This window comes from Asanoa sp. NPDC050611 (assembly GCF_040654855.1).
Classification (GTDB): domain Bacteria; phylum Actinomycetota; class Actinomycetes; order Mycobacteriales; family Micromonosporaceae; genus Asanoa.
Genome location: NZ_JBFAIU010000007.1, coordinates 20,058 through 34,250, shown reverse-complemented (window position 1 = coordinate 34,250; position 14,193 = coordinate 20,058). Strand labels below are relative to the sequence as shown.

At 72.8% G+C, this 14,193-nt stretch carries 15 protein-coding genes; 6 read left to right on the top strand and 9 right to left on the bottom strand.

The features are described from left to right. Positions 1 to 209 precede the first annotated feature (209 nt). Positions 210 to 488: a hypothetical protein gene (locus AB0H87_RS02310; protein ID WP_360138229.1), complete on the top strand. Its 279-nt coding sequence runs from the start codon at positions 210 to 212 to the stop codon at positions 486 to 488. Here AB0H87_RS02310 and AB0H87_RS02305 read toward each other — a convergent pair. Then, a complete protein-coding gene (locus AB0H87_RS02305; protein WP_360138226.1) occupies positions 448 to 1,191 on the bottom strand; it encodes a hypothetical protein in 744 nt (247 codons plus the stop codon). The two genes, AB0H87_RS02310 and AB0H87_RS02305, sit on opposite strands and share 41 nt — an antisense overlap. Positions 1,192 to 1,371: 180 nt before the next feature. On the opposite strand from AB0H87_RS02305, the gene folE reads away from it, so the two are divergent. Next, complete coding sequence (folE, locus tag AB0H87_RS02300) at positions 1,372 to 1,950, top strand: GTP cyclohydrolase I FolE (protein WP_360138321.1); 579 nt, start codon at positions 1,372 to 1,374, stop codon at positions 1,948 to 1,950. Then, entirely contained in the window at positions 1,947 to 3,173 is a 1,227-nt protein-coding gene (locus AB0H87_RS02295) for an FAD-dependent oxidoreductase (RefSeq protein WP_360138223.1), read from the top strand. Before folE ends, AB0H87_RS02295 begins: the two co-directional genes overlap by 4 nt. Here the strand turns inward: AB0H87_RS02295 and AB0H87_RS02290 are convergent. Further along, positions 3,170 to 4,141 (bottom strand): NADP-dependent oxidoreductase, encoded by a 972-nt coding sequence (locus AB0H87_RS02290; protein WP_360138220.1) that lies wholly within the window; start codon positions 4,139 to 4,141, stop codon positions 3,170 to 3,172. The two genes, AB0H87_RS02295 and AB0H87_RS02290, sit on opposite strands and share 4 nt — an antisense overlap. Before the next feature lie 94 nt (positions 4,142 to 4,235). On the opposite strand from AB0H87_RS02290, the gene AB0H87_RS02285 reads away from it, so the two are divergent. Beyond that, positions 4,236 to 4,841, top strand: coding sequence for a helix-turn-helix domain-containing protein (locus AB0H87_RS02285; RefSeq protein WP_360138217.1), 606 nt, complete (start codon positions 4,236 to 4,238; stop codon positions 4,839 to 4,841). Here AB0H87_RS02285 and AB0H87_RS02280 read toward each other — a convergent pair whose 3' ends face one another. The 5 genes from AB0H87_RS02280 to tmk all read right to left on the bottom strand — a co-directional run bounded on the left by AB0H87_RS02280 (position 4,842) and on the right by tmk (position 9,814). Beyond that, the gene (locus AB0H87_RS02280) at positions 4,842 to 5,477 is read right to left on the bottom strand and encodes a hypothetical protein (RefSeq protein WP_360138214.1); all 636 of its coding nucleotides are present in this window, start codon (positions 5,475 to 5,477) and stop codon (positions 4,842 to 4,844) included. It lies immediately after the preceding gene. Beyond that, on the bottom strand, positions 5,474 to 5,851 hold the full coding sequence (locus tag AB0H87_RS02275) for a hypothetical protein (RefSeq protein ID WP_360138211.1): 378 nt from the start codon (positions 5,849 to 5,851) through the stop codon (positions 5,474 to 5,476). The genes AB0H87_RS02280 and AB0H87_RS02275 overlap by 4 nt, the downstream gene beginning before the upstream one ends. Continuing rightward, the gene (locus tag AB0H87_RS02270; RefSeq protein ID WP_360138208.1) at positions 5,848 to 6,174 is read right to left on the bottom strand and encodes a YbaB/EbfC family nucleoid-associated protein; all 327 of its coding nucleotides are present in this window, start codon (positions 6,172 to 6,174) and stop codon (positions 5,848 to 5,850) included. The genes AB0H87_RS02275 and AB0H87_RS02270 overlap by 4 nt, the downstream gene beginning before the upstream one ends. Before the next feature lie 264 nt (positions 6,175 to 6,438). Further along, positions 6,439 to 7,623: a DNA polymerase III subunit delta' gene (locus tag AB0H87_RS02265; protein ID WP_360138204.1), complete on the bottom strand. Its 1,185-nt coding sequence runs from the start codon at positions 7,621 to 7,623 to the stop codon at positions 6,439 to 6,441. Beyond that, positions 7,616 to 9,814, bottom strand: a complete 2,199-nt coding sequence (gene tmk / locus AB0H87_RS02260; protein ID WP_360138201.1) for a dTMP kinase — start codon at positions 9,812 to 9,814, stop codon at positions 7,616 to 7,618. The genes AB0H87_RS02265 and tmk overlap by 8 nt, the downstream gene beginning before the upstream one ends. A gap of 289 nt (positions 9,815 to 10,103) precedes the next feature. Here tmk and AB0H87_RS02255 point away from each other — a divergent pair, with 289 nt between their 5' ends. Further along, positions 10,104 to 11,309 carry an amino acid deaminase/aldolase gene (locus tag AB0H87_RS02255; protein WP_360138198.1) on the top strand — a complete coding sequence of 402 codons (1,206 nt, stop codon included), beginning with the start codon at positions 10,104 to 10,106 and terminating at the stop codon, positions 11,307 to 11,309. A gap of 18 nt (positions 11,310 to 11,327) precedes the next feature. On the opposite strand, the gene AB0H87_RS02250 is transcribed toward AB0H87_RS02255, so the two are convergent. Then, positions 11,328 to 11,957: a TetR family transcriptional regulator gene (locus AB0H87_RS02250; protein ID WP_089252532.1), complete on the bottom strand. Its 630-nt coding sequence runs from the start codon at positions 11,955 to 11,957 to the stop codon at positions 11,328 to 11,330. A 199-nt stretch (positions 11,958 to 12,156) separates the two neighbouring features. On the opposite strand from AB0H87_RS02250, the gene AB0H87_RS02245 reads away from it, so the two are divergent. After that, on the top strand, positions 12,157 to 13,458 hold the full coding sequence (locus AB0H87_RS02245; protein ID WP_360138194.1) for a D-arabinono-1,4-lactone oxidase: 1,302 nt from the start codon (positions 12,157 to 12,159) through the stop codon (positions 13,456 to 13,458). Here the strand turns inward: AB0H87_RS02245 and AB0H87_RS02240 are convergent. Next, a complete protein-coding gene (locus AB0H87_RS02240; protein WP_360138191.1) occupies positions 13,455 to 14,162 on the bottom strand; it encodes a protein phosphatase 2C domain-containing protein in 708 nt (235 codons plus the stop codon). The genes AB0H87_RS02245 and AB0H87_RS02240 overlap by 4 nt on opposite strands. Positions 14,163 to 14,193 lie beyond the last annotated feature (31 nt).

Genomic DNA, 14,193 nt, shown 5'->3' with positions numbered 1-14,193 from the left:
GCCGGCCCCCGATTCGTATCGATGTCTGCCATCCGGACGGTTGAAAGGTCGCCCGATCGCGGGACAAGCCGGGACCGGGTGGCGTTGAGTGGAACCAAGCCTGCGGGGGGTGCAGGAAAGGGCCACGGCGTCGCAGCCGGAGCGGAAGCTCCCGAGCGCGACGCCGTCGCCATTCTGGGAAGTTTGCTCGCGTCCGGCACAATGCATCGATGACCGACGCCCCCGCGTGGCGGGCCTGGATCCGCTTCCCGATCGACAACTGGCCGAGCCGGATCTACCTGCTGCTGGTCGTGGCCGCAGTCGCCTACTTCGCGATCGACTCCGCCGTGACCCGCCCGGACGCGTCGTTCGCGTCGATCTGGATGCTGATCCTGACCGCGCCGATCTCGCTGCTGGCCACGCTCAAGCTGGTCGGTGTCGTGGTCGGCGCGCTGGTCAACGCCACCATCATCGGCGCGCTGGCGCACCTGGCCCGGGCCCGCCGCTGATCTGGCCGGCGCGCAGCTCGACGCAGCATTCACCCGGCCGGGGCGCGAGCACCGCGTCGACGCCGGTGGTCTCCAGGCCGGCGAGGAAGCCGCTCACGTAGGCGTGGTTCATGCCGCAGACCAGCTCGGGCTCGCGCTGGGCGAGCTGGTGGAACGGGCAGTTGAGCAGCCGCAGCTCGCTCGGCGTGGTGCGGCGCGGCTCGAAGCCCGAGCGCTCCAGCGTCGCCTCGGTCAGGGTCAGCGAGCGCTCCGGGCCGAGCCGGCCGGGCCGGACCCGGTCGCGCTCGCGGGCGCCCAACTCGGCACCGCGCTGATGGGCCATCCGCAGCGCCGCGGCCCGGGCGTCCTCGCCCGCCTCGTGGGTCAGCACCGCGTCGAGCAGGATCTCGGCGATCAGGTCGGGGCGGCGCTCCGGGATGCTGACGCGGATGTCCGCCTCGGTCACCTCGTACACCAGCGGCTTGCGACCGACCTTGCGCGTCTCGCCGGTGCTCTCGGGGCGCGCACGGAGCAGGCCGGCCGCGACGAGCTTGTCGAGGTGGAAGGCGGCGAGCTTGGCCGACATGCCCGTGGCGGCGGCCGCCTCCTCGCGGGTCACCGGACCACGGACGCGGCGGACGAAGCCGTAGAGGCTGCGTCGTTGGCCGTCGGCGAGCACCGCCACCGTCTCGACGGGGGTGCCGGCCGCCATGTCGTCGGTCACCCTCCCAGAGTAACGCCAATTCCTGCTGGTGAAACCACTTTCCTTGACCGATCCAGCGAATAAGACTAATACTTGTTGGTGAAATACCGACGAGGAGGCGCCATCGTGTCGATCGAGCCGCAGCAGCTGGAGCGCGCCACCCGGCGCCCGGACCTGACGCTCGTGCCCCCTGCTCCACGCGTGGCGCACGAACCCGACGGCATCGACCTCGACGCGGCCGAGCTGGCGGCCGGGCAGTTCCTGCGGGCGCTCGGGGTCAGCACCGACACCGAGAGCATGCGCCGCACGCCGCGCCGGATGGCCCACGCCTACGCCGAGCTGTTCAGCCCGCGGCCGTTCGACCTCACGACGTTCCCCAACGACGAGGGCTACGACGAGCTCGTGCTGGCCCGGGCGATCCCGGTGCGGTCGGTCTGCGAGCACCACCTGCTGCCGTTCGTCGGCACCGCGCACGTCGGCTACCTGCCGGGTCACCGGATCCTCGGCCTGTCGAAGCTGGCCCGCGTCGTCGAGCATTTCGCCTGCCGGCCGCAGGTGCAGGAGCGGCTCACCAAGCAGATCGCCGACTGGCTGCAGGCCCACCTCGACCCGAAGGGCGTCGGCGTCGTCATCGAGGCGGAGCACACCTGCATGACCTTGCGCGGCGTACGGGCCGAGGGCTCGTCGACCATCACTTCCACCCTGCTCGGCTCGCTGCGCCACGACCCGAGCTCACGCAGCGAGTTCCTCGCGCTCACGAACCCGGGAGGACGGCAATGACCAGCACGCACGTGATCGTCGGAGCGGGATTGGCCGGCGCCAAGGCCGCGGAGACCCTCCGGTCGGAAGGCTTCACCGGCCCGGTGGTGCTGATCGGCGAGGAAGGTGAGCGGCCCTACGAGCGCCCGCCGCTGTCCAAGGGTTACCTGCAGGGCGCGCACGAGAAAGAGAAGATCTACGTCCACCCCGCATCGTGGTACGAGTCGCACGACGTCGACCTGCGCCTCGGCACCCGGGTCACCGCCCTCGACCCGACCGGTCACGAGGTGACGCTCGCCGACGGCACCCGGCTCGGTTACGCGAAGCTGCTGCTGGCGACGGGCTCCTCGCCGCGGCCGCTGACGGTGCCGGGCGCGGACCTGCCCGGGGTGCATTATCTGCGGCGCGTCGAGGAGAGCGAGCGGCTCAAGGACGTGTTCCGCCCGGACGCCCGGGTCGTCGTGATCGGCGCGGGCTGGATCGGCCTGGAGACGACCGCGGCCGGCCGGGCGGCGGGCGCGCGAGTGACGGTGCTGGAGGCGGCGGACCTGCCGCTGCTGCGGGTGCTCGGCCGCGAGGTGGCGCGGGTCTTCGCCGACCTGCACCGCGAGCACGGCGTCGACCTACGGCCCGGCGCGCAGGTCGCGTCGATCGAGGGCCGCGCGGGCCGCGTCGCCGGCGTGCTGCTCGCGGACGGCACGCGGATCGACGCCGACGCGGTCCTCGTGGGCATCGGCATCACGCCGAACACCGACCTGGCGGCGGCCGCCGGCCTCGCGGTCGACAACGGCATCGTCACCGACGAGCGCCTGCGCACGTCGGCGCCGGACGTCTACGCGGCGGGCGACGTCGCGAACGCGCGCCACCCGTTCCTGGACCGCCACATCCGGGTGGAGCACTGGGCCAACGCCCTCAACCAGCCACAGGCGGCGGCTCGCTCGATGCTGGGCCAGGACGTCGCGTACGACCGCCTGCCCTACTTCTACACGGACCAGTACGACCTGGGCATGGAATACACGGGCTACGTCGAGCCGGACGGTTACGACCAGGTCGTCTTCCGCGGCGACACCGACAAGCGCGAGTTCATCGCCTTCTGGCTGGCCGGTGGCCGCGTGCTGGCCGGCATGAACGTGAACGTCTGGGACGTCGTGACGCCGATTCAGGAGCTGATCCGTTCGCGGGCGATCGTCGACCCGGCGCGGCTGGCGGATACCGGCACGCCGCTCGAGTCGCTGATCCGCTAGTCGATCGTGACCACGAGCTTGCCGGTGGTGTGGCGGCGCAGGAAGTCGACGCACGCCTGCGGCCCGTCGGCCAGCCGGTAGCGGCGACCGATCGTGGCCGGCAGGTGGCCGTCGGCCGCGAGCTCGCCGACCTCGCGCATGCCGCCGAACGCGCCGTCCATGTCGAGCACGAACCGCAGTGCGACGTCCGGGCGGTCGAGCCAGGCCTGTTCGGGCACCGGGTACGTGATCGTCAACAGCCTGCCACCCGGCCGGACGGCGCGGGCGACGCCGGTGAGCCGGTCGCTCGGCAGGGTGAGGTTGAGCGCGACGTCGACGTCGGTGGGGTAGCCGGACTCTGCGTACCCGATGGTCTCGGTGGCACCGAGCGCCCGGAGGATGGCCGTGTCCGCGTCGGTCGCGGTGGCGATGACGTGGGCCTTCGCCTGGGCGAGGAGCGGGACCACCGCGGTGCCGACGCCGCCGGTGGCGCCGACGACCAGGACGGTCTCGCCGGGCCGCACGGCGGCGTTCGCCATCAGCGCGCGGGCGGTCAGGCCGACCGTGGGCAGCGCGGCGGCCACCTCGACGTCGAGTGCGGGTGGGCGGTGGGCCAGGAACGGGGTGTCGGCCTCGAAGACGGCGTACTCGGCCAGCGACCCCGTGCTCAGGGACGGCCGCGCGGCGCCCGCCATCGCCCGCAGCGCGCGCGGCACGGCCTGGCCGAAGATCTCGTCGCCCACGCGGTACGCGGACACGCCCGGCCCGACCTCGCTGACCGTGCCGGCGAAGTCGTTGCCGGGCACGTGCGGGAACTCGAGCGGCACGGTGTCGCGGAAGTCGCCGCTCGGCAGCCGCACGTCGGCCGGGTTGATCGAGGCGGCGGCGACCCGGACCTGGATCTGCCCGGGCCCGGGTCGCGGCACGGGCACGTCGGCCACGGTGTAGCTCTCGGGTGGGCCATAGCTGGTGGCGACGACTGCCTTCATGTGCGAGCTCCCATAAACGGACCGGGCGGTCAGGTTAGCGTCATGAAGCTAGCAATAACCGGACCGGGCGGTCAACTTTGCTACGGTGGCGGGCGTGACCGCCGCGCCCCGCCCGCTCCGCGCCGATGCCGCCCGCAACCGGCGGTCCCTGCTGGCGGCGGCAGCGGATGAGTTCGCCGAGCGGGGCCTGGACGCCTCGGTCGCCGACATCGCCCGGCGGGCCGGGGTCGGCAAGGGCACGGTGTTCCGCCACTTCGCCACCAAGGACGACCTGCTCGCCGCCATCGTCATCGACCGCATCGACGCGCTGGACGCGATCGGCCAGCGGCTGCTGAGCGCCCCGGACGCGGGAGCCGCACTGCTCGAGTTCCTGACGGCGGCCGCACACCAACGGCAGCAACGCGACCTGTCGTTCCTGCAGGAGGCCGGCGACATCAGCGCCGAGGTCACGCAGACGCGGACCCGCATGTTCGACACGGTGGAGAAGCTCGTCGAGCGGGCCCGCGAGCATGGCGCGATCCGCACGGACGTGACCGGCGCGGACGTCATCCTGCTGATGTGCGCACCGAACTACGTGGTCAGCTACGTCCCCAACGCACCGCCGGACCTGTGGCAGCGCTACCTGGCCATCATCTTCGACGGCCTACGCCCGGCCGCGGCCCATCCGCTCCCCTACCCCGCACCCGATCTCGCTGGGTAGTCAGCCGCCCAGTCGGGTGATGCGCTCATAGCTGGCTGGGAACTGTGCCCCCGCCGTCGCACCGCGGCCAACGGTGGGCGGGCGCCACAGGGTTTCGCCGTCGCTGATCGCGACGTCCAGGGTGGACAGGACGCGCGTCGCGATCGTCGCCGCCGCCCGCGCGGCGTCGTCCGCGCCCAGCACGACCGAAACCGCCTCCGCGGAGGCGAGCACGTCCGCGAGGACCCGGGCCAGACGCGCTCGGGTGCGGTCGATCCAGTCGGCGACCTCGTCGGCCAACCGGCCGGTTGCGAAGAGGGCGTCGCCGGCGGCGGCCAGGTCCGCGGACAACCGCCCGCCGTGGGCCGCGTAGGCCTCGCCCGCGGGCCCATCCCACGGCACGGGCGTGGCGGCGACGGCCTGGGCGCCGGCGAACGCGGCCGAGCGGGCCCGCATTTCATCGCCGGCCGACGCGACAGGTGCCGCGCGCAACGCGGCGGCGAGCGCGCTTACCGCCTCACCCGGCAGCGCACGCACCCGGCGCAGCAGCGGCCAGACGGGGTCGTCGTCGGGCGCGCCGAAGCGGGCCAGCAGGTCATCGACGCGGCCCAGCAGATCGCCCGCCGGCACGGCGACATGGTCGAGGGCGTCGGTCATGACCCACCCGCCTCGTTGCCGCGGCGAACAGCCTCGTCCTCCACGCCGGCGTAACCGCCGCCGGCGCTGCGTAGCGTCGCCGCCGTGTCGGTCAGCCGCGCGGCCAGCGCGCCTGCGGCGCGGTCGTGCTCGGCCAACTCGCCCGACCAGCGCGCATAGAGCTCCCGACCCAACGTGCCGAGCCGACCGGGCAGATCGCCGCCAAAGGCGGCCGGAGCGAGGTCCACCCCGGTGCGCAGGCCCGCCGAGGCCGGGCGTCGGTCCGTGCCGGCCAAGGTTGCCCCGCCAGACGCGGCCCCAGCCGCCGAGCCGCCGATCAGGTCCGTGGCCAGCTCGTCGAGGCGGCGTGCGACCGCCTCCAACGGCGACGTCATGGCTCCCCCAGCGGCGGATAATCAGCGAACGTCTCCGCCCGCAGCTTGTCGCGCGCCCAGCGCGCCGCGTCGGCAGCTGCCGCGATCGTGGTGGTCAGGGACACCGAGAGGTCGCGGTTGCCGCGGCCGTGCAGGCTGCCGACCACGCGCACCTCCGTCACCTCACCCGCCGCCGTCACGACCACCTCGACGAGGCCGTCGGACGAGCGGACCGTCACCTCCGTCGCCCGCGCCGCCCGGTCGAACTCGTCGCGTAAGGACTCGATGCGGCGGTAGCGGTCGATCGCCTTCTCGACCCAGCTCTCGTCGATCTCTGGCGGCATCCGGCTCCCTCACCGACCGTGTCGCGACCACCACCACACGTCGTCCAGGCATCGAACCGTACCGCTGCGTCCACCAACGCGAAAGTCCGCCTGTGGATAACTAGGCCCTGTTTCGTATCTGGGGTCGAGGCGAGGCGGAGTCCAGCCGGCGGCTGGGCGTGCGGCGGCTTTGCCCGGATACCGGTGTTGTATCCGGGTGAAGTCGCCGTGCGTCCAGCCGCCGGCTGGGCCCGCCGCAGCCCGGCGTCAGATACGAAACAGGGCCTAGTTCCAGAGGGAGAGCATCATCGCTTCGACGGCGATGCGGGGCTTGACGTTCGCCTCGATGGCCGTGCGGCACTCCAGCACCGCTTCCAGGCGGCGGAGGGCGTCGTCCGGGCTCCACTTGCGAGCCGCGGCCTCGGCCAGCGACGTCGCGTCCGTGTGCACCGGGTCGACCGGGGCCGCCATCGTGCGGACCAGCACGTCGCGGTAGAAGCCCGCCAGGTCGACCAGCGCGCGGTCGAGCGCGTCCCGCTGCGCCCGCGTCGCCCGGGACTTCTGGCGCTTCTCCAGGTCCTTGAGCTGCCCGGCCGCGCCGCGGATGGCGCCCGAGGCGCCCCGGCCCGTGCCGCCCGCGCCCAGGGCGGTCTCCAGCGCGGTGCGTTCCGCGGCGTCCATCTCGGACACCGCGGCTTCCGCCTCGGCCTCGGCCGACTCGATCAGGGCGGACGCGGCGTCGAAGCAGGCGCCCACGCCGGTCAGCCGGCGCGGCACGGCCAGCACCGCCTCGCGGCGGCGGCGGGCGTCGACGTCGCGGGCCAGCCGGCGGGCCCGGCCGACGTGGCCCTGAGCCGCCGCGGCCGCCCAGGCCGCCGTGTCCGGGTCGATGCCGTCGCGGGACGTCAGCACCGACGCGACCGCCAGTGCCGGCGGCTGCCGCAGCGTGACTACGCGGCACCGGGACCGGATCGTCACGGAGATGTCGTCCGGGTGGGTCGACGGCGTGCAGAGCAGGAAGACCGTCCGCGGCGGCGGCTCCTCGATCGCCTTCAGCAGCGCGTTGCCGGCCTGCTCGGTGAGCCGGTCGGCGTCCTCGATGACCACGACCTGCCAGCGCCCGCCGGTCGGTGCGCTGGCCGCCCGCAGCACCAGCGCGCGCATCTCGTTGACGCCGATCGACAGGCCGTCGGGGGTGACCATCCGCACGTCGGCGTGGGTGCCGCCGAGGGTCGTGCGGCAGCCGGCGCAGTCGCCGCAACCGACCCCGGTCGCGCACTGCAGCGCCGCGGCGAGCGCGCGGGCCGCGACCGAGCGGCCCGAGCCGGGCGGGCCGGTGAAGATCCAAGCGTGCGTCATCGCCGCGCCGGTGCCCGAGCCGTCGAGGATGGCCACCGCACCCGCCGCAGCGCGGCGCAGGGTGTCGACGGCCTCCTGCTGGCCCACCAGGTCGGCGAAGACGTCAGCCACGTGGTTCCAACTCCCGATCAGGCGGTACGGCCCGCTGCACGGACATCCGGGGCTGGCCTTCGTCCGGTTCGTCCGTTTCGGTCGGGCCGGAGTCGGGCTCGCCCCGCTGCGCCGCCTCGGCAATCGAGGCTATCTCCTGCTCCGACAACTCCGGCTCGGTCGAGGTGTCGGGCTGTTTGGCCGGCCCGGGGTGCTCCGGGCCCGGATCACCCAACATCGGCGTCACCCGGTCGAACACCGCCAGCGCGATCTCGTCGGCCGGCCGCGTGCCGTCGAGAACCAGATAGCGCCGCGGGTCCGCGGCGGCCAGGTCGAGGAACGCGTAACGGACGCGCTCGTGGAACGCCAGCGACTCGGTCTCGAGCCGGTCGTGCGCACCCCGCGCGGCGACCCGGGCCAGGCCGGCCGTGGGGTCGATGTCGAGCAGCACCACGAGGTCGGGCTTGAGCCCACCGGTCGCCCAGGACGAGAGCCAGGAGACCTCTTCGACCGGCAACGTGCGCCCGGCGCCCTGGTAGGCCAGCGACGAGTCGACGTACCGGTCGCTGATCACGACCGCGCCGCGGGCCAGCGCCGGCCGCACGACCGTGGCCACGTGGTGGGCCCGGTCGGCCGCATAGAGCAGCGCCTCGGCCCGGGGCGACAGGTCGGTGTCGCCCGACAGCACCATCTCGCGGATCCGGACCCCGACGTCGGTGGCGCCGGGCTCGCGGGTCACGACGACGTCGCGCCCCTCGGCCCGCAGCGCCTCGGCCAGCGCGGTGACCTGGGTCGACTTGCCGCTGCCCTCGCCGCCCTCGAAGACCACGAACACGCCGCGCCAGGCGGACGGCTCGGCCGGCGAGAGCGGGCGGCCACGCATCGAGCCCCAGAGGTCGGCCAGCACGCCGACGCCGGGCTTGTCGTCCATCTGCTTGAAGGCGCTGATCCCGGACAGGATGCCGGCCACGCCCGCGATCAGCAGGAGCAGCCGCGTCGAGGAGATCGAGACGCCCAGCGAGGCCAGCTCCAGCTTGCGCGAGCCGCCGACGCCGACCAGCAGGCTGGACAGCGCGATCGCGATCATCAGGACCACGCGGGTGCCGGTCTGGACCACCGCGAACACGCGGCCGCGTACCTCGTCGGCGACCTCCTGACCCAGCAGCGTGATGCCGGCGAGGAACGCCATGCCCGCGCCGGCGCCGACCAGGACCGCGCCGACGATCGCCATCGACAGGTGGATCGAGGCGGCCAGGACGATCACGGACGCGGCGGCCAGCACGATGCTCATGCCGAACCAGCGCCGCCGCGACAGGTCCTTGATGATCGCCGGACCGAGGCCGATGCCGACCGAGAGCCCGACGAACAGGAACGCGAACAGCAGGTAGAAGGCGGCGTCACCGGCGTCGAGGGACTGGGTGAAGAACCGGGCGGTGCCGATCACCACGCCACCGCCGGCGAACGCGCCGAAGATGCCCAGGACCAGGCCGCGGACGAGCGGCGAGTTGCCGATGAACTTCCAGCCGTCAACGAACTGCCGCAGCATGCTGGTGTTCTCGCGGTCCTCCTGCGAGCTGCGGCCGCTGATCTCCTTGATGCCGTAGAAGACGACGATCGCGGTGGCCAGCCGGGAGAACGCGTTGAACCAGAGCGCGAGCTGGGCGGGCTCGGCCCAGTTGGCCGGCTCGGTGCCGGTGATGCCCCGGACGCTGGCGTCCAGCGCGGCCAGGCCGATCGCCGCGAGCACCGGCGTCAGCCCGTACGTCGTGATCAGGGTCAGCTGGTTGGAGACCTCGAGCCGGGCCTTGGGGATCAGGTTCGGGACCGCGGCCTCCTTGGCCGGGATCCAGATCAGCGTGATCGCCTCGATGATGAAGGTGGCGATCGCCGCCCACCCGACGACCAGCCCGCCGGAGAAGCCGAGCAGCGCGACCAGCGGGATCGACGCGAACAGCACGAACCGCAGCAGGTCGCAGATGACCATGGTGTAGCGGCGGTCGAACCGGTCGGCCAGCACGCCGGCAACGGGGCCGAGGACAAGAGCCGGCAGCAGGCGTACGGCGATCACGCCGCCGAACGCGAGGCCCTTCGCCGTGTCGCCGCTGACCTGTGCCGACGCGAAGATCGAGGTGGCCAGCAGGCCCAGCCAGTCACCGAGGGAGGCGACGCCGAGCACCAGCCACAGCCGGCGGAACGGGCGGATGCGGAGCACGGCCCGCAGGGCGCTCGCACCGGAGAGGTCGACCTGCTGCGAACGGTTGGTGGCGGACGCGCGGGATCGTTCGGCGGGCGGATCTAGCTCTTCGCCGCTGACATTCGTGTCGATGGCCGTACCTCCGCGTGCCGGCCCATCGCTGGGCTCCCCCGAACCACACTTTAGCGGCGCGGACGATCACGCCCACCCCGACATTCCCCTGACCCTAGCTGCAGCGATTCACCCTGGAGGACCCGTAATACACGAGGGTGTTTCGCATTGCATTCCCACCCGCTACCGTGCAGATGTGTCCGGTAAAACCCCCGAAACCTCGCAAAGGGCAAGGCTCGACCTGGCGACCGCGGAAATCGATCCGCCGTTCGCCGTCGTCGACCTCGCGGCGTTCGACGCCAACGCGGATGCCCTGGTCACACGCGCTGCCGGCAAGCCGCTGCGGGTCGCGAGCAAGTCGGTGCGCTGCCGCGCCCTGCTCACCCGGGTGCTGCGCCGGCCGGGCTGGCAAGGTGTGCTCGCCTTCACACTCGCCGAGGCCAACTGGCTGGTCCGCGGCGGCGTTACGGACGACGCCGTAGTCGCCTATCCGACCGCCGACCGCGCCGCCCTGCGTGACCTGGCCCGCGACGACCGGCTGCGGGCCGGTGTCACCCTGATGGTGGACAGTGCGGAACAGCTCGACTTCGTCGAGTCGGTGACGGGAGCCGCGGAGATCCGGCTCTGCATCGACCTCGACGCGTCCTACCGGCTCGCCGGCGGGCGGGTCCACCTGGGCGTGTTCCGCTCGCCGGTGCACGCGCCCGGCGAGGCCCGCGCGCTCGCCGAGGCGATCGCCAAGCGCCCCGCGTTCCGGCTGGTCGGGATCATGTCGTACGAGGCACAGATCGCCGGCCTGGGCGACGCACCACCCGGCCGCCGCGCACGGGGCCTGGCGATCCGGGCGATCCAGCGCCGCTCCTACCGCGAGCTGCTGGCCCGCCGCGGTGCCGCGGTCGACGCCGTCCGCGAGGTCGCCGACCTGGAGTTCGTCAACGGCGGCGGCACCGGCAGCGTCCGGCTCACCGGCGCCGACCCGGCGGTCACCGAGATCACCGCCGGCTCCGGGCTCTACGGCCCGACGCTGTTCGACGCCTACACGGCCTGGCGCCCGACCCCGGCCGCGTTCTTCGCGCAGCCGGTCGTCCGGCGACCGGGCAACGGCCTGGTCACCGTGCTGGGCGGCGGCTGGATCGCGTCGGGACCGACGGAGCCGAGCCGGCAGCCGACTCCGTGGCTGCCCGCCGGGCTCACGCTGATCGGCACCGAGGGCGCCGGCGAGGTGCAGACCCCGCTACGCGGCCCGGCCGCCGATCCGTTGCGGATCGGCGACCGGGTCTGGTTCCGGCACGCGAAGGCCGGCGAGCTGTGCGAGCACGTCAACGAGCTGCACCTGGTCGAGGGGGACGCCGTGGTGGGTGCCGAGGCGACCTACCGCGGCGAGGGCCACGCCTTCCTCTGACAGCGGCTGACGGCCGCGCTACACCGAGACGTGCCGGTGCAGGTATTCGCGGATCAGCGCCTTGGCCTCCGCGAGCACCTGCTCGTCTCCGTCGGTGCGGCGGCGGAACGCCAGCTTGATCAGCGCGTCGGCGGCCTCGACCGCGATTTCCAGGGCGAACCGCAGGCGTGGCTCGTCGGCCACGTGGAACTGCTCGACGAGCAGCCGGGCGAGCTGTTCGGCGATGACCGCGTTGTTGTCGCGCTCCTCGTCGAGCAGGTGCACGTCGACGACGTCGCCGAAGTGCAGGGTCCGGAAGCCGGGCACGGTGCGGTGCATCTCGATGTACTCGTCGATGCCGGCGTCGACGCCTTCCCACCAGTCGGCGAACGTGCCGCTGCCGAACCGGTTGGCCAGCCGCTCCAGGTAGGCCTCCATGTTGCGCAGCGTGAGCGCCTGGACGATGGCCCGCTTGTCCGGGAAGAACTGGTAGACCGAGCCGATCGCCACCTCGGCCCGCTCGGCGAGCAAAGTGGTCGTCAGGCCCTCGTAGCCGACCTCGTCGACGATCTCGGCGCACGCGTCGAGCATCCGCTGGACACGGGCCACACTGCGGCCTTGCACCGGCACCCGGCGCAGCGGGCCCGTGGTGACGGCTGATGTCGTCATGCCTCACCACATCCTTCCTCTTTCGGCCCCGCGCGGGGGGAACGTTACTCGGATCAACGAGCAACCCGGATGAGAGGTATTCAGCAGAAGGGCGGTATTTGCGCGGACTATCTCGAGCACACTCTTACGCGCGGCCCCGAACACTGATATGAATGCTGTTCATATTGTGGAGGCCGCCATGACCGCGAGTCGAGCAGCCATGACCAGCGTGCCCCAATGGCGCAACTGGGCGGGCAATCAGCGGGCCGCCGGGAGCGTCGCACGACCCGGCAGCGTCGACAAGCTGGCCCAGGTCGTCGTGGCCGCCGCCAACCGCGGTGAGCGGGTCAAGCCGGTCGGCTCCGGGCATTCCTTCACCGACATCGCCGTCACCGACGGTGTGCGGGTCGACCTGGGCGCGCTGGCCGGACCGGTCGACGTCGACCCGCGGCGGCGCCGGGTGACCGTGCCCGCCGGGATGACGCTCGCGACCCTCAACGCGCTGCTCGCGACCCACGGCCTCGCCCTGCCCAACCTCGGCGACATCGACGCGCAGACCATCGCCGGAGCGATCTCGACGGGTACGCACGGCACCGGCGCGGCCTACGGCTGCCTGTCCACGTTCGTCGTCGGTCTGACCCTGGTCACCGGCAACGGTGAGGTGCTGACCTGCGACGCGGACAACGCGCCCGAGGTGTTCGAAGCCGCCCGGGTCGGGCTCGGCGCGCTGGGCGTGCTCACCGAGGTGACCCTGCAGTGCGTCGAGGCGTTCACGCTGCGCGCGCACGAGCGGCCCGGCCGGCTGGCCGACGTGCTGACCGGCTGGCCGGAGCTGGTCGCCGACAACGACCACTGCGACCTCTACTGGTTCCCGTACACCGATCGGGTCCAGATCAAGACCAACAACCGGGTGCCGGCCGACGACCGCCCGCTGCCCGGCTGGCGCGGCTGGCTCGACGACGACTTCCTCGCCAACACGGTGTTCGCCGGCGCCTGCCGGCTGGGCCGCGCGGTGCCGGCGGCGGTCGGTCCGATCAACGCGATCTCCGCGCGGGCGCTCACCGAGCGGGTCTACACGGGACGGTCCGACGCGGTCTTCTGCACGCCGCGCCGGGTGCGGTTCACGGAGATGGAGTACGGCCTGCCGCGCGAGGCGTTCCCGACGATGCTGAGCGAGCTGCCCAAGATCGTCGAAGGGCTGCCGTTCAAGGTGCAGTTCCCGGTCGAGGTGCGGTTCACCGCCGCCGACGACATCCCGCTGTCGCACGGCTACGGGCGAGACTCGGTCTACGTCGCGGTGCACCAGTTCGTCGGTGCGCCCTACGAGCCCTACTTCCGGGCGGTCGAGCGCGTCGCCCGTGAGCTGGGCGGCCGGCCGCACTGGGGCAAGCTGCACTATCGCGACGCCGAGTCGCTGCGGCCGGTCTACCCGCGGTTCGACGAGTTCGTCGCGCTGCGCGACCGGCTCGACCCGCGGCGGGTGTTCGCCAACGCGTACACCGAGCGGGTTCTCGGGGTCTAGACCGCCACGACGTCGGCGACCACCACGGTGACGTTGTCGTAGGTGCCCGCGGCGAGTGCCTGCGCCACGAGCTCCTTGGCGCACGCATCAAGATCAGCAACCTCGCGCAGCGTACGCCCGATCGTCGCGTCCTCGACGTAGTCGGAGAGCCCGTCGCTGCACAGCAACAGCCGGTCGCCGGCCTCGACCGGCAGCAGGGCCGTGGCCGCCTGGTAGGACTCGCCCTGCACCGCCTGCGTGATCACCGAGCGGCGCGGGTGGCCGCGGGCCTCCTCGGCCGTCAGCGCGCCCCGGTCCACGAGCAGCTGCACGAAGGTGTCGTCGCGGGTCAGCCGGACCATGTCGGGCGCACCGGCCGCGAGCAGGTAGCCGCGGGAGTCGCCCACGTGCAGCAGACCGAGCTGGTCGCCGTGCAGGAGGCCCGCGGTGACGGTCGTGCCGGCGCCCTGGCCCTCGGCGGCGATCCGGGCGTTGGCCTGCTCGACGGCGCCGGCCAGCGCGGCCGCCGGATCGGCGCTGTCCGCGTTCTCCAGCCCGCGCAAGGTCTCGATGACGATCTGGCTGGCCGTCTCGCCGGCCGGCATGCCGCCGACCCCGTCGGCGATCACCACCAGGCGCTGCCCGGCGAACGCGGCGTCCTCGTTGTTGGGCCGGGCCGGCCCGACGTCGGTCACGGTCACGGCCTGCAAGATCAAGCGGGGCATGCGTACGAGCATCTCAAACCCGTCGATCGCA